This is a genomic window from Enterococcus sp. AZ179 (genome assembly GCF_050498885.1).
GTDB lineage: Bacteria > Bacillota > Bacilli > Lactobacillales > Enterococcaceae > Enterococcus_D > Enterococcus_D entomosocium.
Genome location: NZ_JBMHEO010000003.1, coordinates 1 through 19,052, shown reverse-complemented (window position 1 = coordinate 19,052; position 19,052 = coordinate 1). Strand labels below are relative to the sequence as shown.

Sequence of the window (19,052 nt, the reverse complement as noted above, 5' to 3'; positions counted from 1 at the left end):
ACACGTCCTCCTTTTAAAAAAAAATGGTAATATTAAATGTCTTTTCAAATTGGTGGGCTTTGATAAACCGTGTTCTCAATCACTTTTCTTTTATAGTAGCTCTGACCATAACGCGGTAATCAGTACCTACCCTACTTCCATCACAAGTCAATAGTGTCAACCAATGATGATCGCTAGGGTCATTCAACATATACTGACCTTCACTTTGATGAATGACTTTAACTTCCTGTACAACATACTCAGCATTTTCTTGGTAAAAAGAAATTTGAATTGTATCACCGATTTCTACTTGCTTTAAGCCACCAAATAAAAGCCCCTCATTAGTCATATAGTGACCCAATAACACAAAATTTCCTTCGCCTAATTTTTGATTTGGACGCACAGTTCCTACGCCAATACTTAAATTCGCTTGTGTGATTCCTTCAAGAATAGGTAACTGTAAATTTATTGAAGGAATAGAGATCATTCCTACACCATATCGATCAATTAGCGCTTGGGGATCCACTGTTAAATGATTCATTTGAAGGGTTTCAATGTCATTTCCTGAATAATTTCCCCGAACATACGTTGGCTCTTTCGTTGTCATTTGTTCGAGTGCTAATTCTTGTAATTGATAGACTCTTTGATCAAATTGCTTTTGTCGAAAAGTTATAATCCCTAAGATCACGCTGCTAATTAAAAACAAACTAACCAATGTTAAATAGAGGACATTCCTTTTCTTTTTTTTATTGAATTTTTGAATGAAAGTTCTTATAAATTTCCTTACGCCCCGCAAATTTTTCTCCTTTCAAAAAAGAGGCAAGATCTCTCGATCTCACCTCTATTGCATTAAATTACTTGAAAAACGAAGGAATCAAGTTATACATCGTTAACTTAAACTCCTCCCAAGCATTGAAGCTTCCTGCCTGTGGAATCTCCTGCGTTTTATCAACCGCAAAACTAACAGTTTGTTCTTTATTTTGTAAATCAAAGTGATCACTCACAAGGTCTGTAAGCTCCTCGTCACTATACACCATGTGGGTGGCGACCAACTCGTCTCCGTCTTTCATGGTGTTCGCTGGGATCATGACATCAAAGAGAAGTTCCTGTTCTTCTTCTCCTGTTGAAACAAAGGAAGAAATCACAGTATCAACCACTTCTTCTGTTTCTACATTGATAAATTGTGTCACAACAAAGTACTCATGGCCTTCTTTGCCACCTTTGACCCAAGCGTAATCCGTTAATTTGTTATCAACGGTTGGATCGACCACTTTTGCTCCTGTTTCTGTTTCTGCAAAAAGTGTTTCGACTTCCAGATCCAAGCGATTGTTTTCAACTTCAATAATAATCGTTTCACCATTATTTTCAGCTGAAATCTTAAAAGCGTACTCTTCGTCATTTTCGTGGTACCACTCAAGTGGCTTCGTTTCAACAAGCACATATTGACCAGTTGGTAGATCTTCAATAGCGATTTCGCCATTTTCATCGGTGACGTAGGTTCCAATTACCGTCCGCGTTTCGTCCTCTAACGTCGGTTCTTCCTCTTCTGCGTCTGTATCGCCAGGTGTTTCGTCTGGTTCTTCTGCGCCTTCTGATAGCGTTTCTGGTGCTTCTGGTGTTTCAACTTCAGATTCTTCAGTACCGTCTTCTTCTGGTGCTTGTTCCTCTTCACCTTCAGTTGTTTCGTCTTCTTGTTCTGAATCGATTTGTTTGAACTCCCCAATGCGAATCAAATCAAATTCAACACCTTGTAGTGCTTTTTGATCCATACCGTCCGTCTTGATCACTTTTACATTGGCACGTGCCAGTTTGTTTAAAATCGCGTCGGACTCTTCTTCAGCGTCTTCTTGTTCTGCTTCCCCAGTTTCGTTCGAATCGTTGTCTTGTTCTTCAGAAGCATCAGCGTCTGCTTCTGTATCTTCTGACTCATTTTCATTTTCTTGATCAGCTTCAACATCTGTTTCTTCAGTGTTTTCTTCTTCTTCAGCTGGCTCTTCTTCATTTGGCTGTTCAGGATCTTCTTCCGACCCTTCCATTTCTGTTTGCTTAGCAGATACATGAATATCATGTGTTTGCTCGTTAGTTTCTGGCTCATAAGTGAAGAAGTATTTCGCTTCATTCAATACGTGATCAGAACCAGCGTCTACTTCTTGAAGGTACATACGAATCGTCTGATTCGGTAACTTCAGTCCTTCAAAAGCAATGATTCCATCTTCTACCGTTGTGTAGCGCAATGTTGTATCTGCTTCAAGAACGGACTCCCCAATCGTCAATTCTTCGGCTAAACGTAAGGCAAAAACTTGACCATTGTTCGCTGCTTCGACATCGATCACTGCTTGACCCTCTGCCCAATCAACCACTACTTCTTGGTCCTTTTGACCGTAAATATTGATATCTTGCAAGAAATTCTCTACTTCTAAATTGCTTGAAGTGATTTCTAGCGCCTGTCCGGCATACTCGATTTCAAAAGGAATTGGGTCTTCTAATAAGACGACACCTTTTGGTGCGCCAACTTCGACGAGCTCGTAGCTTCCGATATAGAGAATTGGATCAGTAACGAAACGTCCTTCTTCATCCGTCGTCCAAACAAGATCCTCGCCATCTTCTTGTAAGAACTCGTTAGCTGGATAACGAACCGTGTTGTCTCCCGTTACGATATCTTGCGTTGGGCGAATCTTAAACTCAAAACCGACGCCTGCATGTTGCTCAAAATCAAATTGGCTATACTCGCCGTGTTCACTTTCTTGTGTTGAAATAGATACATTCGTCTCAACGGTTTTGTTTACTTCAACTTGACCCATTTGGTTTTTGTTCGTGATCACTACAACTACAACACCGTCTTCTTCTTCGCCGGTCACTTCAAAATAAGCGGGTTCATCAGCTAATACATAGCCCGTAGGCGCTTCGACTTCAACGGCTTTATATTTGCCAAACGCAAACCATGTAGGAAGTTGTAAGACACCTTGTTCATTGGTATAAAAGACTGAATGTTCCACACCTTCAAAGTCTTTCATTTTCAATTGTTCTCCGGTTGTTTCTGAATAGATTTCAAACCCAGCACGATCGCGAACGATTTCTTTGCCAGTTTCTTCATCTACCTTCACAAACCGAATCTGCGCTTCTTTCACTTTGTTTTCAATCACATAGTGGAAGTTTTGCCCATGCTCTGTGATCGTAACATAAAAATCTTTGATTCCGTCGAAACCTGTTGGTACTTTTGTTTCTGAAACGCGATACGTGCCGTACGGTAGTCCATCAAATTTTACATGGCCAGTTGCATCCGTCTCTTTTCGTGCGACTTCTTCTTTGTTTCCAAAGTCTTGATACACTGTAAACTCAACGCCTTCTAATACCAGGGGTTGGTCTGATTCGTCTTTTCCTGTGATCCAGTTCCAAGCGTTATTCCACCAGCTGTAGTTACCGATTTTGATCAAGTCAAACCCACCAGTGATCACTTGATTTTCTTTTGTAGCATTTGCTTCAACTGCGATTTCAGCTGTTTGTCCGGCATAAGCGATCGTGAAAGGTACTGGTGTATCATCAATCACGTATCCTTCAGGGGCTTCTACCTCAACAAAGTAATAGTTATCTAAAAGAAGATCACGAACGGTCAGCTCACCGTTTGCGTCTGTCGTATAGGTGCCTAGTTTTTCATCATCAGACGTACGGAACAAATCAAACTTCGCACCTTCAAAGGTTGCTTCCCCTTGTGGGACGTCGTTCGTTTCTTTGTCACGTTTCTTCAAGACAACATTGCCTTTTTGTTCCTTATTTTCAATTGCTTGATCAACGTTTGTGATTTCCACGGTTTGTCCGGCATACTCAATTTCCACCGTCCATGTGTCTGTGTTCAGCACAAAGCCTTCAGACGCTTCGATTTCCTTCACTGTGTAGGTGCCTAAAGGCAAGTTTCTGCTTTTAGCAGCTCCTTTGGCATCTGTCGTGATCGTATCTACTAAGTTACCATCGGTGCCTGTTCCTTCGTAAATCTCAAAGACATTTCCTGCTAAAGTATAATTACCATTTGGCATATCTTTATCAAACTCGACACCGGATTTATCAATTGTGATCGTTCCTAGTTGCGCGCGATTATCAAACGTCGCTGTGGTCGTTTCATTCGCCCGAATCGTGATTTTTTGCGGTGTTTTATTTAAGACATACCCTGTTGGGGCTTTGATTTCCTCCATCGTTACTTCTGTGTCATGCATCAAGTCACGCCATTCAGCGATTCCTTGTGCATTGGTCGTAAATTCTCTGGATTGGTTGTCACTTGTAGTAAAGCGGAAAACAGCACCAGCTAATGCTTCTCCTGTTGTTTCATCCACTTTTCGAACTCGTGCATGCCCTTCTTTTAAGACTTCAATGTTTAAATGAGCCGAAAGTGGGTCATATAAATATAGTCTTGCCAGGTCTTGTGCAGATCCATGCGTATAAGCATACGCGGTACCGACTCCGGACTCACCGCTTCCATGCTTATTTAGCTGAACAGCTCCCTCAGTGTTTGAGCTAGCTGTGGCGGTGATTAATAGATCATTACCACTTTTTTCTACTCTAACCCCCGCTGTATTCGCACGTACTTCACCATTCCAAGAAGCGAAGCGATTTGTTGTATCAGGAATTCTTACTGTTTCGCCAACTTTTACTTGGATTTTTGTGTTATGCCATGACGGACGTAAGCTGTAATTCGAAATAGCTGTATTAACAGTATTTTTGAACGTGTTGTATTTCGACATACCGAAGACACCGTAATTAATGAAGCTACCACCCAATTCATCCCAAATCAGCATTTGAGTGAGTGCGTAATTCTCCATACTACGTTGGCTGTAATAACCAAAATAACCGATCAAACTCATTCGGAAACTATTACTTCCCTGGATCGCCGTTAGATCAGCTCTTGCTTCATAATTGATGCCTGCTTCAGTAAACACACCTTCTTGAATACAAAATACATCTTCGCCATCAATCTGCCAACGAATGATAATATCATGCGTATACCATGTGCCATCTGGTGTGTATCTTGCTACATTTGCAGTCATCCGACCATTTTCTGATAAGCGATAAGTAGTACTTCTCGCAAAACTTTCCTGTTTCAGGGCTTGCCATTCTTTTGATTGTTCTGCCAGCTCTTCTTGCTCTGAATATGAACCAAGTGAATGTAAGTCTTTTTCACCTATAAAAAACTGTTTCATATCTTCAGGAACTTCTCTCACTTCGACATTCGGTCCATCATTTGCATTTTGACTCTCACCTGTTTTTATCGGCCCGATAAAGTCTTTATTGTCCGCCTCTGTAACACTTTGTTTTTCATCATCCTGATCACTACTCTTGCTTGAGTTTTCAGATTCTTTGGTTTCTTTATTATCAGTTGAACTCTCTGAAACACGGTCAACAACTGATTCTGCGAAAATCTCCACTGGTAAGCTCGTAGTAATCACAAATGATAAGACAAACAGACTTATTATCTTTCGCCATTTCTTTATTTTCATAATATCCTCCTCATAAATAATAAAAAAAGACCAATGATTCTTCATTCGTCTTTGTAAAAACTATTCAATTCAGAGGGACTTCGACATTTATTATACATAATATCACCTCAAAAAAGGACAAACCTTTTGGCTTGTCCTCTACTCTAAAACTGTTTTTTATTTATCAGCGAAATGAACAGTGTGTCCAACTTCTAAACCATTTGCATTTAAAGCTGAATAGATACTGTATTGACTAGATGGATATAGTCCAGACAAACTTGTTTCGGATTCAGCATAAGCTTGTGCTTGAGCGAAGGTTTTGAATACTTTGCCTGAATTACCAACATTTGTGATAATACCTAAATTGTTAAGTGTACCGTCTTCGTTCCAGATTGGATCAGTAGTATTTCCGTTATCTCCGCCTCCTGAACCATTATCTCCTCCACCGGTACCATTATCGCCACCTCCTGGAGGTGTTGTTTCTCCACCACCTGATCCGTTGTCTCCACCAGAACCATTATCTCCATCTGTTGGTGGTGTGACTTGATCATCTTTGGCAATTTCAAATTCAATATAGATGTAATCACCGTCGGGGTGTACCTCGTATCCTTTAATACCATTAGGATAGTTTTCTTTAACCCATTGAGAAGCTTCATCAGTATTGTTGAATGGGCCTACACGGAAACGTGTAAACGTTGCATTCTCGCCTACAATAGTAACTGTGATCTCGCGATCTGTTGATTGCCCATTGTCACCACCAGTTGGAGGTGTCGTTGTTCCATTATCACTTCCAGAGCCGTTGTCTCCGCTTGCCGGAGGTGTTGTAGGATTGGTGTTGCTACCAGAGCCATTGCCGTTGTTAGACGTGTTAGAACCACCACCGATTGGTTTCGTTGGATCATTTTTATCTTGGTCTTGGATCACTGCTTGGCTAACCGTATTTCCATCAGAATCTTTCAAAGAAACGACGTTTCCTTCAAATACCAATTTGTTGCCTGCAAAAATCAAATCAATATTACTGATATTATTCCATTGTGCTAAACGTTCTACTGTAATATTAGTAGCTTCACTTATGGCACTAAGTGTATCTCCCCATACGATCGTGTACTCTTTTCCAGAAATATCAGCCTTGATTTGTTCGACTGAACGTGGCGTCCATTCTGCCGCTTCAGCCTTTTCCGTATGAATAGCTAAAGCCATTCCACCAACTGTGATTCCGACAGCTAACACTTTTAATAATTTCATTTATTCTTCCTTCTTTCTTTGCGTTTTTATTATAAGTTTATGATAACAAACTAACTATGATATGTAAATAGTTATTTGAAATTTTTTCTCAATTCAGTATAATAAGTTTATTATTACAATATTAGTAGGGGTGAATCTATTGAAATTAGAGACTTTAGAAGATGTCCAGTCCTGGGCAAAAAAAAATCTTATTACTCGGAATGAAGCAGCAAAGCTTACAGGTCAAAGTTACGCAGCCTTTTCGCAAGCAATTAATCTAAAATATGTTGTCCCCTTTTTAGAGTATGGTACAGGAACAAGAACGGTAAGGCTTTATTTAAAAAGTGATATAGAAACTTACGCAAAAAGAATTGAGGCACGTAAAAATTCTTTATCTAGCCAACCCAAGAAAGGAGAATAACTAGATTGAAGAAAAAAATATTTTACATTCTACCAATTCTCTTTATTGGTATCAGTTGTCTTTTGATCTACCAAACTCGCAATACCAGGAATGAATACCGCGAAACTGTAGAAAGCTCGAATATAAATGAGCTTTCTGCTTTTGAACAGCTACAAGTGGCTTTGAACAAAGACCTGATTGACTTAGGCGAAGCATTGATTTCTTTTGTTCACTTTGAGGACGCAAATGCTGCGACAGTTTCAACCAACGAAGAAGAGTTTAGTTTTCCCCTAACGGTTGTTGATCGTGAATCAAGTACTTTTAGCCTAGCCGATATTATTGCTAGTCCGGATACATTCGTTATAGGTGATACTTTTGGTTTAGCAACTGATGCGTTAGACTATTTCTATTACTACCCACTTGATTAAGCAAATGATTCTTAACTGAAATTTGCCAAGGAACTCTTTCAGCGTGTAAGTCTTAGGAGAGATTCGCACTGAAAGAGACGCAACAACAATGGAAGTGATCAAACAAAAAGGCCATTCTTGTTTTGACACATTGGTAAATGGATTATTTAAGCTGTTGTCCCTGACAAATCTCAGCCAAGAATCAAAACAGTCTATAACTTCTCAGCTTTTTTCGACCGTGTTCGCTTTTCCTCTCGGCAGACAATCCCCTTTTTTCCTACATAACAAGAATAGAGTTTTCCTTTTTCTAGAACCATCGGTTCACCAAATATGTTATAAATTGCGTTTTTTTGCATAGTAACACCATTTTCTATTGGTTAAATATTTTTCAAAAAACGTCTATTAATTATAAAAAAATGACTATTTTATTGAATTTATATATTAAGAATACCAAATAGCTGCTTTTCTTTCTACTAATATCCTAATAAATACTAATCATTTTTTATTACTATTGTTATATAATGTTAAAAAATGGTAGTTTAAGTTTAGTCAGCAACGACTACTACCAGACTTAATTATGTCTGGTCTTTTCGTGCTTCCATATTTGTTTCAGAATAATTTCTCTTGTTAAATACCTTCCTGAAAACTAATATTTCTGATAAAGTTTGTAGCTCGAATCGCTATTATTCTTCATTTCTTCGTATCGCCGATCGGCCCTTCCAGCAATAACTAAACAGCTATATAAAGCTAACAAAATGAACATAAAAAGTACAAATCCAACAAAACTTAAAATATAGACCATTAACTTAAACCTTCCTTTCATGTATTTCTTCTATTAATCAACTATTTTGGTGGATTACTGACTAAAGTAGCCCACGCCACAATCACTTTTCCTCTTCAACAGGTGTCGCAAGAGCCATTAGATTGGGGTCAATGTTCCTGATTTCTTGAACTGTGAGTTGTGGCACCATACTCAATAAATCAGTCATTCCGTGTATGCCCGTGGCAGTTAAATAATTGTATTTGCACTTGCTAAAACGAATAGGTAGTAATAACCTATAAAGTTTTTTGCCGTCAATTTTTTTCTCGTATGGTTCAAACCCCTTAAAATTAATGTGTCCTGACCCAGCAGTAAGCATAGCTTCATAGGTTCCAATTTTTCTGCCATTTAAAAATATAGTGTTCGGTTTAATCAAATTCACACCTCGCTTTCTACAATCTCTGTCGCTAATGAACTTTAACTCTTTTAACATCATGAACCATTTGATCCCCTGTTTTTTCGATTGTAGATACACATGACAAATTCTGATTATCTGCCGTGGTCTCTGTTTTGAGTCCTGCTCTTAGGTCATATTTAACTTGATCCCAAAAAGCCTTTTCAGCTTTTTTTCTGCTAGAAAAAATGGCGGGACTTGGATCGTCTCCTGTTGGTGTAGAAATCAAAATCCAAACATGTTTCATAAATCTCACCTCATTCCGTTATCTCTTCCGCTAATCAACTAGTGTTGTGAATCTCGGTTTAATAGCTACCGGAGTTGAATATTCCATTAATAGACAATAGTGTGATCCTTTGATTTTCTGTAATATAACTCCTTTCAAACTATCCCCTAGAGCATTAAGAGTTGGCTGGCTTACATATTCAGTGTCTTCCATCAATTCATGCTTGAAGTTCGAATTTTGTTTATTTTCTTCACAAAAATCACATTCACTTGTTTTTGCAATCTCAACAGGAGAAAATACATCCTCATGATGTTCTTTAAAAGCTGTTATTAGCTCATTTAACTGATTCAAAAATTCATTATTCAAGCTTTTTTCCTCCTAATTCTGTTATCTCTAAAACTAATCAACTATCGTGACGGATAACCAACCTTAATGTATCCAGAATTTAAAAAGTCTTCTTCTTCTTCTTTGGACTCCAAATTGTAAGTATCTATAACCTCTATCCCCAATCCATTTTCTATTTGAACTAGTTTAATATATCCCTGCGCTAAATTTTCATTGAAATCTTTCAACCAGAAAAATCTAGATTTACTTCCATTACCAGCAATTCCTAATGAGAATTTATTGCTCACAGTATTTTTAACAATACCTATAAACTCGTTTGAGCGCATATCTCTATATATTTCAATGTGCTGGTGTTTATCATTTATAATTTCGTATGATATTTTTTCCATAACGTTTTCTTTTGCATCTGAAATAAACAAAGAAATATCACTCGAATCAAAATTATCTCCTAGAGTGAAATAATACTGCCCATTCTTACCGATAATCGGATCTTCCACCAATCCTTTTTCAATTTCCCAATTTTCGACAAGTACAACATCAATAAAATATCCTGATTTTACATCGTTCACTAGCACTTGCTGCTTCTTGTTGAGTTCTGACACTATCTGATTTTGATTTTTAGGATCACATAAGATAATCTCTTTAGATTTGTCGTTCGAAAATGTCTTAAGGAAGCCTTCCAGCTGCTTTTTTCCCATCATGATAAAGCCTCTCCATTCTATGATTTCTGTCTGTTATCGCCTATTCTTCATTCATAGTATTTTTTCCAATTAGCTTTACGAAACAAATCACATACTCTAACTACTGATCCATCGGGTTTATTTCGAATCCGAATCAGCATTATTAAAGGAGATAAAAGTATTAGCACAATTAAATCATTCGGATTTTTCATTTTCTATCCTCGATTCCATAAAATCTGTCAATTAATGACTTCCCCTTCTTTCCAAGAAAAGGAACCTCTCCGAACAGTAGCATGGTCTAGCTTCTATAGAATACAGCTTCAACAAAACAGCCCACTATCCATCAACAATGTAAAATAGTGATTGCAGTAATCTGATCCATTACATACATTGACCAGCCGTCAGAATCTTCAACAACTAGCTCTCCACCAGGTTTCATATTCATCCAAGCAGCGATTATCTCTTGACTATTGAGGCCTGTTGAATCTACTTCATGAAAAAATGATTCTCCACTGGATAGATAGATCGACAAAATTTCTTTTTTTTCTACCTTCTCTTCCTTTTCGATATCTAGTTCAGTTACACGTTCTTCTAATTTCACTTCTGGTCCTGTATCAACAGTCTCTTTATCACTCTCGGATATTCCTTCGTCGTTTGTGCCTGTTGGAAGAATTTTCCTAGTTAAAATTGCTAGCCCACCTGTTAGAATTAGTAACATCAAATTGATCATTCGAAGTCCCGCATTCAATTCGCCCAGGTCAATTATGAATTTACGCTGCTGATTTATTAACCCAAAAACAGTTATCATGGATACTATTATGCAAAGATATAGCACTGCGACGAGCCACAATACTTTTTTTCTATTCATTTGTTTTTCCTCACTCCTAATTATGTGTCGATGTATCTAAAATTTTATTAATGAGAAAAAGGCATAAAACTATCAACATCAGAAAAAAAACGACCAAATCTGAATAGTAGATATCTAATCCTACATAAATCATAATAGTTGGAAAAATCTCCATACCACTTCTCCTTATATAATTTTGACTTCATATACGAATCAAAATGAATCCCAATTATCGAATTTGCGATCTTCTTCAGAAAGTTCACCTAATATTTCTCGATAGCTACCTGAAATAATTTCATATTCTAAGTGCTTCAAATCCTTTATTTTTTCTCTGCGTTCATAGTTCATAAAGCTTTTATCTTTATTCAGCTGTATACGGCAAATACAACGACCAATTTCTAACAGTATCCTCTTTTTTTCTGATCGATCGTAAAAACATTGCTTTAAAATCTCTATCCTGTTCAATGGATTCAGATAGTAATTGATCAAATTTTTATTTTTCTGAGTAACGTTGTAAGCAAAATAAGCAAGGTACAAAGCCAGCGAATGAAATAATAAAATGACAAACTTTTCCATAGAGAGCACCTTATATTTTTTGGAAGGTATCAGGATCAAATCCATTTTGGATCAACTTTTCTCGATAGAATCTATGGACATTAGCTATGTGTTCAGTGTCTTCAAGAAGATTCGTCTGCCCCATTTCATATACACCGACGTAAACAACCTCCTGATTGTAACTAGCTGAATCACAATTTTCATCGAGAAATCGATCAAAGTTGCATTGATTAAGAGCCTGTGGTGCACTATCAGCTTCTACTACTTCGTATTTCTGTATTCCATCAATTATTTTTTCAACAACCATCTTCATGACTTATCAGCCTCACTTTCACTTAGAACCCATGATAAAAACTCTTGTCCAACCTGAAGGGATTCATTTTCATTTAGATTGTTGAATACTTGTATAAACTCTTTTTCAAACATATCTTTGTCGCCCTCCAATAAATAGTAAAAAATATCCCATGCATGACTATGCTGCCAGATATAGATCCTTTTGAGTTCGTTCAATAACAACAACCTTGGATCGGCAAGTGGCCATGTAGTACTATCCATTAGTTCTCATCCCTTCAGGCCTTCCCATTCTAAAAACCGTTGGTAGCTTTTCAGTTCGGTTGCTCTGAATATGGTTTCCATCGTTAACTAAATGGGGATAAAGTTCTTCCTCGCATTCCTGAAGATCTCTAAGCATAGCGCTCATTGAATCTCCTTCTCCTGCTAGTGCTAACAACTCCTTATCCGAATGATCGTATGCCCACGCTTTGTACTTAACTCCTTGATCGCTGGGAGTTAACGTAACCTGTAATTTCCACCCTGACCTGATATAATCTTCTAATTGCTTCACAAAAATGCTCCTTTCAAATGTACTCGCCTTAGAAATCCGCCAATAATTTAGGATTTTTTAGAAATAGCAACACATTTTTATTAGATTTATGAATTTTTCTGATATCAAAACGTTCTTCAGTTTCTAAGATCTCAATTCCTTTACCAGAACGAAGATCATGAATGTCTAACGCACCGCTATTGAAAATCCGATACTCGATACCGAGGTAGTACTCTCCTTTATCAACGTATTTGCTCGTGTGACCAGCCTTAAACACCTGGCAATGTTTCTTTTTGATTTGGCAATATGCCTGTTTTTGTTCCATAGATATTCCTCGTTCCTTTCCGAATGAAAAAAATAGAAGCTTGCAGGAATTCCTACAAGCTTCTATTTCTTTTACAAGTATATTTGGATTTAATTGTTAATTGCGTTTCGGTCTTCCAACTATCGTTATCGACCTGTTTCCTGATGTAAGTAACTTCAAAGTATGGCGAATTACTGATTTCACGACGTAAATCAATTGATCTTTTATTGTTCCACGTTCCTTTTTGTTCTTGCAACTCAAAGTAATTAGCTAACAAAATCTTTTTTCTTCTGCCAGAATCCATAAATGCCAGCAATTTTTCGATCTCACTCATAAGATTCTCCTAAAGAAGAGAAACTTTGCTCAAAAAACAGCTTAATTACCAATTCAATCTCTGCATCTATTATTTTAACTTCACTTCCCAGAGATCGAACCATCTTGATATAATCTGATTTTATATAAGCATTTTTTACCAAAATTGCCAGACAACCAAGAGTAAAAATAGTTGCAACGAAAGCAAGAACCAAATATCTAAAAATTCCTACCAAATCCCCACTTCCCCTGTAATTCAGAATAAGGATTTGTGTGATAGAATAGATTAAACCTAAAAAGCAAATTGGAATCATAGCAATGAACTCTGGGAAGATGTAACGTAGTAAACATTTCATTCGTTTAGAAATGTTATCATCAATTGCTGATGACATTCTGTTCAAATTTTCAATTGTTTCTGACCTTCTAAACCTTAACTTCTCTAACTTTATCTCACAATCATTTCTTATTTCATCTGCCTCAAGGAGACTTATTTTTGACATGGTCTCCCTGTATTTCTGATCAGCGTCAAATGATTTTTGCATATCTTTTCTCCTTCGACAAATTTGTTAACATCCTCTGAAATCGCTCAATCATTCTTAGATTGCTGCTCCTTTGGACCGCCTCTATTGTTAAAAATAAAAGAGAAGAACAACTTTTTCAGCTTTATCGATTGATCACAGAAGAGAATTAGTTTGATCGATTAAAAAATATTTTTACTCACAAATGATTATTGGAATCACTTTTAGGTTTAGTGAGAACCTGCCGGTTTAGGATTCCGAGCTACCTCTCCTACTTCTTCACTACCAGTAATGCCCAGCCCAGACATCCATCTGCAAGCTGTCTGCCAGGAATCCATAGAAACTTCAATGCTTAAAGCTATCCAACAGTCGCTTTAAGCCCTGTCCTTTGTGTGAATAGCGACGTGTTATAGACAGTCAGACTCCCACGTCTTTTTTTGCTATTCTTGTGTATTCTCATTTCAAAGGACACGCAAGTGTTCACTTGCAAGTAGAAATACTTTTTAATCTAGTGTTGATCCTTTATGATCGGATTTTATAAGGTTTTTCCACTAAGCACAGTGGGTCCCAACGATTGTAACGTTTGGCAAAAACTATTTTGCCAGGAAGCGTGGCAGTTCGAATCTCATCGAATTTTTTGATCAATGCTTCAATCTCTTTGGTTTGAGGATTTATTATCCGTCCGTCGCCCATATTGATCCAGGTTGTTTGATCAAATAACCGGATAGACAACGCGCGATTTTCAATGTCAGACAACGAGCAGACTGAAGTCACTGCTCGAATTTTCGATTTTCTTCTTGTAACAACCATTTTTGCTAATCCTTTCTCGTTAAATAATTTGAAATACACTTTCCAGCTGGCCATCTATTCGCCTATAATCACGACGAACACGATTGGTATAGCGAATCAACGCTAAAAAGTTGGCCACGTTTACTTCAGGCAAGCGATTTTCTCGTCTCTGCTGTTGTAATTGTTCGATCGTAAAGATTTTTCCTTGATTTTCATTAAGAAATTCTTGAAATTCCTTTTGATCCAGTCTCAACACCTCCAAAATACTAATGAAATTTGGTATTATACTTTCAGACAAACAAAAAAGGGTGTCACGTGACCTAAATCACGTGACACCCCTTGCTGCTCAGCTCTTTCCAACGAGAGTTTAGCTAGAAACGTCTTGCGTCTTCCCCATTTTGGGCGTGACGAAGAAGCTATTCTATGCTAAACTAAACCTCGTTGGGCATAGCTCAACAGAGGGGGCATGCACCATGATATTAGAGCCGTATTTCATCTAATATTCATGCATACATGTGTTCAGGTGTAGGAGCCTGATCGCATGTCGCATCCCCTTTTTTGATTGCCTGAAATAAAACTTCAGCTTGCTCAATCAAAAAAAATATATTTAAACATTAATTGTTTTTATTTTTGACAATATTTCATTTTCACAAAAAGCATAGCATTGTTCTGTTTTTTTCGCAAGTAATTTTCGAAAATACAGAGCTGCATGCTTTTTTACTTGGGCAATAATTCAAATAATCCCCTAGTATGAATACTAATTACGGACGAGTGATCTGAATATTAAATACATCAATTAAAAATTCAAACATGACTAAACCTCCTTTGAATTTGTGCACAATTTAATTTGATATCTGAGTTCATTATTGCAATTACATCAATAAACTTCAAGTAAAACTTTAAAATATGCTAATTAAGCATTTTTAAATAAAAAAATATAATCGGAGTGAAATTATGCAATTCCATGAAACCATAAAATATATACGCATCAAACTACATCTCACGCAAAAAGAAATCTACCAAGGTCTTGTCTCACAATCAACTTATTCTCGATTTGAGAATGGTGAGCGCACCCTACCAATCGAAAACGTCGAAGAATTTGCTAATCGCTTAGGACTACAATTATCCGACGTATATAATATTCAAAAAGAACAGGACAATCGTATGGTTTACATCATCGCTGAAATTAAAGTATGTCTCAATCAAAAAAATGATCTCAAACAAGAATTGGATATAAAAAGATTAGAGAAGTTATTTCAAACCGCAAATGAATACAAAAACACATCTTTAGCATTTTTACGGTACTTTTATTATATACGCCAACATTTCCATCAATTTAGTCCCAAAATTTCCAAAATAAACGCTAAGGATACCGATAATGTTTATTCAGAACTGAAAAAAAGAAAAATGATAACTGAAATCTATCTTCAATTTATCATAGATTTTACTGTTCACTTTTCAGATGAACAAATTTTGCATATCTCAAAATTTTTCGACCAATATGAATTTGAACAAATATCATCCTTAAATTCGCGATACTCATATCAATTGCCGGAAGCACTCTCAAATCTAGCTGATAGCTCAATAGATCGAGCGCTTTATGCTAAACCTGATCTACAGAAAAAACTACTAGATAACGCAGAAAAATTATTATCCTCACTGTTTAATTATCAAAAAATAAAGTACTCTACGGATCACGTAATCTTATACAGAGTTTCAAAATACCGATATGATTACTACATAGCGGACAACGAAAAAGCCAAAAAAAAAGCGATAAAAAAACTAGAAGATTTTCTTGAAGAATTAATATATAACATCAGTAAATCACCAGTAAAGCATATCTACGCTGAAGCCTGCATTCCATCAATCAAAAACACATTAGCAGGTAAACTACCGCTAAAAGAAATAAACTACATCATAAATTGAAACAGACACTCAGAGAATTACTTGCCCTCTGAGTGTTATAAATAAAGAAATCACCTTAAAAAACATAATTCACAAGATTATGTAGCCCATGGATAAGCTTTAAAGTCAATTTCTCCTTCAAACCCTCTAATAGCCTAATCAACGTACTTCTTTTTCTTTTTGGGATCAATACTCAAAAGAAACTCCTCTTCCAACTTTAGCAATTCTTTATAAACCATATCCATTGACCACCCAGCGGACAAACTTAAGCAATATAGAAAGTCACAAGGTAATAACCCCACAGGACGATTTCTATAAGACCAGGTGGCTACAGTACTTTGCTTATAATCATGTAACTCACAAAATTCCTCTACAGACATCCCTAGCTGCTTAATAATAAAAACAGACACAGGATAAGGATAAACAAAAGTATTCACTGACATAGACGGTAACCCCCTCCAGCGTATTATCGCGTATGTGATAATAATAGATCTCTTTGTAAAACCTGGCAAGCAAGACACTAGGCAAAAAGACAGATCAGAAACCAAAGAAAAGCCAGAAGTATCATAGATATAATGTAAAAGGCAGTTTGCGGGTTTTAATATTATCCGGAATCGAGTTGTAATAAATCCATTTGTACGGCGGTTTTCTTAGGCTCTATCAGCTGTTTCAACGTCTCTTGTATAAATGTCCGGCCCAAGCCGAAGGCCTCAGAAATCGCATGGAAATACGCTTCTTGCACCTCTTTTTTAACTCGAATGATTGATCGCATCAAGCCGTGAACAGAGGCTAAAGTAATTCCGCCATTGCGGCCGGCCCGAACTCGGAAATAGATCTTATTTTCGTTCTTCAGTTGCTTCAGCACTTTATCAAGGGAACGTTCCGGAATCTTTAATTCTTCTCTCAACTCTTTTTTTGTAGAAACGATATAAGGTTTATAGGTATAGGACTGTTCGTTCAAATAAGCCAGCAAATCAGCTGCCCATTCATGACTATGAGAATACTTGCGCACAGATCTTTCCTTCTTGAATTTCCACCACCCACGCTTTTTATTGAATAGCTGCTCTTCAGAGAGATTAGTATCGACCCACTCCTGGCACAATACAACAATTTTTTCTCTATGTGCGGCTTGATACTTTCCTGAATAAGCTGATCGAATAATCCTAGTCAGTTCTCGGTCAGTCAATGGACTTGCTAATCGATCATTGAACTCAAGCATAGCTAACTCACATTCCTCAATCTCGTATCCTGAAGAAAAGTAGGCCAAAGACAGGGTAAATATGACGTTATTTCGGCCATAGATCCCCTTCTCTCCTTGAATTTTTTGACTCCTTAATAACAGCTGGAACCACGGCTCATCGACCTGACGAAACTCCTGGTTTGACGGCAAGATAAAGACATTCTTACTCTCAGAACTCTTGTCAGCATCCACTCTCATCGACCAATTGATCCACTCTTCGAAACTATAACGGTACTCTGGCTCAAAGAATAAAACACTCTCTTCTGTAGGTATACGAGTGATTCCAAAATGGTTTGCATTAACATCAACTGGAAATTCATAGTCTTTCGCTAATTTATTTCGCAGATTATTGGAGATCATTTTAGCCACGTTAATCACTTTGAAGTTGGATTTCTTTGTTACATAGGCAGGTTTATCTAATACATAAAATGCCTGGTATCCATGAGTTGTCCGTAATACCATCGTTGGCATAAAGCCAAGCTCATTACTGGCCAGAATGATTTCTCCGTAATCAAAATTTGGATCTAGCGTGTCAAAATCAACAAAAAACGTATTAATCTGACGTAAATTGTCCTCAGAATGGCCCTTCGTGAACATTCTCCCTTCATCAGCATACGTCCCATAGCGAAAAACGTTAGGTGTCCAATGGCTAAACGAATTGTTATTCTCGATAATCCCCTCTTCAGACGTGATTACTAGGCCAATCCCTTCAACCATATGTTCTTTTGAACGGTAGGCAAAAATAGCCCCTTTTCCCGATTGATCACTAAAAGAGACCGGTTTAAGGCGGCTATTTTTATATTTGAATTTACGAATACCGTTTTGTAAGATTGTTGAATAGACGACGTCTAAAGAAGCTGCCATGGTTACTGATCCTTTCCAAACAAAAAGAGAACACAAATAATCATCCGATTTGTGTTCCCTCAATGGCTAGAAATGTCAAAAAAATTTAAAGAAAGCATGACAAATAAGCATGTATATATTGAGTTGCTCGTCAAAAAATGGTAAGATAAGCTTGTAAGTTCGGATTGCGAGTCCGAAAAACTTATCAAATTACATAAGTGGTTTCCAGCCACTTAAATAACTTCCGAGACGAGCGAGAACACATAGTTGCTGTATGTGATTCAGAAAAATTAGTGGGGTCCAATCCATTAACTTTTCCGTCTCTTTTTTTTATTTTTAAATTCTTTATTAGGTTACCACCTAAAACAATGTTGTGCAAATAGTTTTTTTCTCAACAACAGTTTACCATTTATTTCAAATTACGTAAAGTCACTTTCTTATATTTTTTCTATTGCTATTGTTGACTTAACGCTAGCAATAATGACATTAATAATACTAATACTATTACTATCTTTATTAAAATCAATATTGCTATTACTATTATTACTAATATTGCTATGGATAATGATAGTAATATTGCTAATAATATTGCTATCCAAAATAATAATAATATTACTATTATTATTGCTAGCATTATTAATAGTAACAAAACTAGCACAGTCCTATAGTGATTTAATGAATAAAGGAACAAGGAAAGCCTATGAAATAAGCTTATAGGAAAGAAGCTATCATTATTGCTAGCAATGTTGATATTAATAGTAATAGTATTATGCAAAAAAAAGAAGGGCTTTCGCTCTTCATTTTTTTGGGGGAAATTGTTTTAAAGCTTGATCCACGTATTCTCTATTTCTCTCAAAGTACTCTTTTAATGCATTTTCCACAATCAAAGACTTTCCACCGTTTTGCTTACCCACTAATTTCCCCATGGCATATAACTCATTTCTAGTGTCATCGTCATACAAATAAACGTTCACTT

22 protein-coding genes are annotated in these 19,052 nt (G+C 36.8%); 3 read left to right on the top strand and 19 right to left on the bottom strand.

Features of this window, described 5'->3' with window-relative positions; genetic code table 11:
* Positions 1-79: 79 nt before the first annotated feature.
* The 3 genes from IGI88_RS17735 to IGI88_RS17725 all read right to left on the bottom strand — a co-directional run bounded on the left by IGI88_RS17735 (position 80) and on the right by IGI88_RS17725 (position 6,689).
* Positions 80-775: a class A sortase gene (locus IGI88_RS17735; RefSeq protein WP_429960957.1), complete on the bottom strand. Its 696-nt coding sequence runs from the start codon at positions 773-775 to the stop codon at positions 80-82.
* Positions 776-833: 58 nt separating this feature from the next.
* Positions 834-5,465 carry a SpaA isopeptide-forming pilin-related protein gene (locus IGI88_RS17730; RefSeq protein WP_429960958.1) on the bottom strand — a complete coding sequence of 1,544 codons (4,632 nt, stop codon included), beginning with the start codon at positions 5,463-5,465 and terminating at the stop codon, positions 834-836.
* A gap of 156 nt (positions 5,466-5,621) precedes the next feature.
* Complete coding sequence (locus tag IGI88_RS17725; RefSeq protein ID WP_429960959.1) at positions 5,622-6,689, bottom strand: LysM peptidoglycan-binding domain-containing protein; 1,068 nt, start codon at positions 6,687-6,689, stop codon at positions 5,622-5,624.
* A gap of 130 nt (positions 6,690-6,819) precedes the next feature.
* Here IGI88_RS17725 and IGI88_RS17720 point away from each other — a divergent pair, with 130 nt between their 5' ends.
* Both IGI88_RS17720 and IGI88_RS17715 read left to right on the top strand, forming a co-directional pair.
* Positions 6,820-7,089, top strand: coding sequence for a hypothetical protein (locus IGI88_RS17720; RefSeq protein ID WP_413133288.1), 270 nt, complete (start codon positions 6,820-6,822; stop codon positions 7,087-7,089).
* 5 nt (positions 7,090-7,094) lie between these two features.
* Positions 7,095-7,496, top strand: a complete 402-nt coding sequence (locus IGI88_RS17715) for a hypothetical protein (RefSeq protein ID WP_429960960.1) — start codon at positions 7,095-7,097, stop codon at positions 7,494-7,496.
* Between the two features lie 863 nt (positions 7,497-8,359).
* Here the strand turns inward: IGI88_RS17715 and IGI88_RS17710 are convergent.
* From IGI88_RS17710 to IGI88_RS17645, 14 genes are all read right to left on the bottom strand, one after another.
* Complete coding sequence (locus tag IGI88_RS17710) at positions 8,360-8,731, bottom strand: hypothetical protein (protein ID WP_429960961.1); 372 nt, start codon at positions 8,729-8,731, stop codon at positions 8,360-8,362.
* The gene (locus tag IGI88_RS17705) at positions 8,703-8,936 is read right to left on the bottom strand and encodes a hypothetical protein (protein ID WP_429960962.1); all 234 of its coding nucleotides are present in this window, start codon (positions 8,934-8,936) and stop codon (positions 8,703-8,705) included. The genes IGI88_RS17710 and IGI88_RS17705 overlap by 29 nt, the downstream gene beginning before the upstream one ends.
* 30 nt (positions 8,937-8,966) lie before the next feature.
* Positions 8,967-9,281 carry a hypothetical protein gene (locus tag IGI88_RS17700; protein WP_429960963.1) on the bottom strand — a complete coding sequence of 105 codons (315 nt, stop codon included), beginning with the start codon at positions 9,279-9,281 and terminating at the stop codon, positions 8,967-8,969.
* A 41-nt stretch (positions 9,282-9,322) separates the two neighbouring features.
* Complete coding sequence (locus tag IGI88_RS17695; RefSeq protein ID WP_429960964.1) at positions 9,323-9,961, bottom strand: hypothetical protein; 639 nt, start codon at positions 9,959-9,961, stop codon at positions 9,323-9,325.
* Positions 9,962-10,283: 322 nt separating this feature from the next.
* On the bottom strand, positions 10,284-10,808 hold the full coding sequence (locus IGI88_RS17690) for a hypothetical protein (protein WP_429960965.1): 525 nt from the start codon (positions 10,806-10,808) through the stop codon (positions 10,284-10,286).
* A gap of 192 nt (positions 10,809-11,000) precedes the next feature.
* On the bottom strand, positions 11,001-11,363 hold the full coding sequence (locus IGI88_RS17685) for a hypothetical protein (protein WP_429960966.1): 363 nt from the start codon (positions 11,361-11,363) through the stop codon (positions 11,001-11,003).
* Between the two features lie 10 nt (positions 11,364-11,373).
* Positions 11,374-11,655 carry a type III secretion system protein PrgG gene (locus IGI88_RS17680; RefSeq protein WP_429960967.1) on the bottom strand — a complete coding sequence of 94 codons (282 nt, stop codon included), beginning with the start codon at positions 11,653-11,655 and terminating at the stop codon, positions 11,374-11,376.
* Positions 11,652-11,897, bottom strand: a complete 246-nt coding sequence (locus IGI88_RS17675; RefSeq protein WP_429960968.1) for a hypothetical protein — start codon at positions 11,895-11,897, stop codon at positions 11,652-11,654. Before IGI88_RS17675 ends, IGI88_RS17680 begins: the two co-directional genes overlap by 4 nt.
* On the bottom strand, positions 11,890-12,186 hold the full coding sequence (locus IGI88_RS17670; protein ID WP_429960969.1) for a hypothetical protein: 297 nt from the start codon (positions 12,184-12,186) through the stop codon (positions 11,890-11,892). The genes IGI88_RS17675 and IGI88_RS17670 overlap by 8 nt, the downstream gene beginning before the upstream one ends.
* Positions 12,187-12,214: 28 nt before the next feature.
* Positions 12,215-12,490 (bottom strand): hypothetical protein, encoded by a 276-nt coding sequence (locus tag IGI88_RS17665; protein WP_429960885.1) that lies wholly within the window; start codon positions 12,488-12,490, stop codon positions 12,215-12,217.
* Positions 12,491-12,542: 52 nt separating this feature from the next.
* Entirely contained in the window at positions 12,543-12,803 is a 261-nt protein-coding gene (locus IGI88_RS17660; protein WP_429960886.1) for a hypothetical protein, read from the bottom strand.
* Entirely contained in the window at positions 12,796-13,323 is a 528-nt protein-coding gene (locus IGI88_RS17655; protein ID WP_429960970.1) for a hypothetical protein, read from the bottom strand. The genes IGI88_RS17660 and IGI88_RS17655 overlap by 8 nt, the downstream gene beginning before the upstream one ends.
* 498 nt (positions 13,324-13,821) lie before the next feature.
* Positions 13,822-14,109, bottom strand: coding sequence for a hypothetical protein (locus IGI88_RS17650; RefSeq protein WP_411416092.1), 288 nt, complete (start codon positions 14,107-14,109; stop codon positions 13,822-13,824).
* A 19-nt stretch (positions 14,110-14,128) separates the two neighbouring features.
* Positions 14,129-14,341, bottom strand: a complete 213-nt coding sequence (locus IGI88_RS17645; RefSeq protein ID WP_429960971.1) for a hypothetical protein — start codon at positions 14,339-14,341, stop codon at positions 14,129-14,131.
* 701 nt (positions 14,342-15,042) lie between these two features.
* Between IGI88_RS17645 and IGI88_RS17640 the strand changes: the two genes are divergently transcribed.
* Entirely contained in the window at positions 15,043-16,014 is a 972-nt protein-coding gene (locus tag IGI88_RS17640) for a helix-turn-helix domain-containing protein (protein WP_429960972.1), read from the top strand.
* Positions 16,015-16,148: 134 nt separating this feature from the next.
* On the opposite strand, the gene IGI88_RS17635 is transcribed toward IGI88_RS17640, so the two are convergent.
* Positions 16,149-16,436, bottom strand: a complete 288-nt coding sequence (locus tag IGI88_RS17635) for a type III secretion system protein PrgN (protein WP_429960973.1) — start codon at positions 16,434-16,436, stop codon at positions 16,149-16,151.
* A gap of 161 nt (positions 16,437-16,597) precedes the next feature.
* Entirely contained in the window at positions 16,598-18,097 is a 1,500-nt protein-coding gene (locus IGI88_RS17630) for a primase C-terminal domain-containing protein (RefSeq protein WP_429960974.1), read from the bottom strand.
* Positions 18,098-19,052 lie beyond the last annotated feature (955 nt).

Coding starts and splice junctions, on each gene's coding strand:
- IGI88_RS17730 (WP_429960958.1), bottom strand. CDS start 5,465: ATGAAAATAAAGAAATGGCGAAAGATAATAAGTCTGTTTGTCTTATCA.
- IGI88_RS17725 (WP_429960959.1), bottom strand. CDS start 6,689: ATGAAATTATTAAAAGTGTTAGCTGTCGGAATCACAGTTGGTGGAATG.
- IGI88_RS17710 (WP_429960961.1), bottom strand. CDS start 8,731: ATGATGTTAAAAGAGTTAAAGTTCATTAGCGACAGAGATTGTAGAAAG.
- IGI88_RS17705 (WP_429960962.1), bottom strand. CDS start 8,936: ATGAAACATGTTTGGATTTTGATTTCTACACCAACAGGAGACGATCCA.
- IGI88_RS17695 (WP_429960964.1), bottom strand. CDS start 9,961: ATGATGGGAAAAAAGCAGCTGGAAGGCTTCCTTAAGACATTTTCGAAC.
- IGI88_RS17690 (WP_429960965.1), bottom strand. CDS start 10,808: ATGAATAGAAAAAAAGTATTGTGGCTCGTCGCAGTGCTATATCTTTGC.
- IGI88_RS17685 (WP_429960966.1), bottom strand. CDS start 11,363: ATGGAAAAGTTTGTCATTTTATTATTTCATTCGCTGGCTTTGTACCTT.
- IGI88_RS17680 (WP_429960967.1), bottom strand. CDS start 11,655: ATGAAGATGGTTGTTGAAAAAATAATTGATGGAATACAGAAATACGAA.
- IGI88_RS17675 (WP_429960968.1), bottom strand. CDS start 11,897: ATGGATAGTACTACATGGCCACTTGCCGATCCAAGGTTGTTGTTATTG.
- IGI88_RS17665 (WP_429960885.1), bottom strand. CDS start 12,490: ATGGAACAAAAACAGGCATATTGCCAAATCAAAAAGAAACATTGCCAG.
- IGI88_RS17660 (WP_429960886.1), bottom strand. CDS start 12,803: ATGAGTGAGATCGAAAAATTGCTGGCATTTATGGATTCTGGCAGAAGA.
- IGI88_RS17655 (WP_429960970.1), bottom strand. CDS start 13,323: ATGCAAAAATCATTTGACGCTGATCAGAAATACAGGGAGACCATGTCA.
- IGI88_RS17650 (WP_411416092.1), bottom strand. CDS start 14,109: ATGGTTGTTACAAGAAGAAAATCGAAAATTCGAGCAGTGACTTCAGTC.
- IGI88_RS17640 (WP_429960972.1), top strand. CDS start 15,043: ATGCAATTCCATGAAACCATAAAATATATACGCATCAAACTACATCTC.
- IGI88_RS17635 (WP_429960973.1), bottom strand. CDS start 16,436: ATGTCAGTGAATACTTTTGTTTATCCTTATCCTGTGTCTGTTTTTATT.
- IGI88_RS17630 (WP_429960974.1), bottom strand. CDS start 18,097: ATGGCAGCTTCTTTAGACGTCGTCTATTCAACAATCTTACAAAACGGT.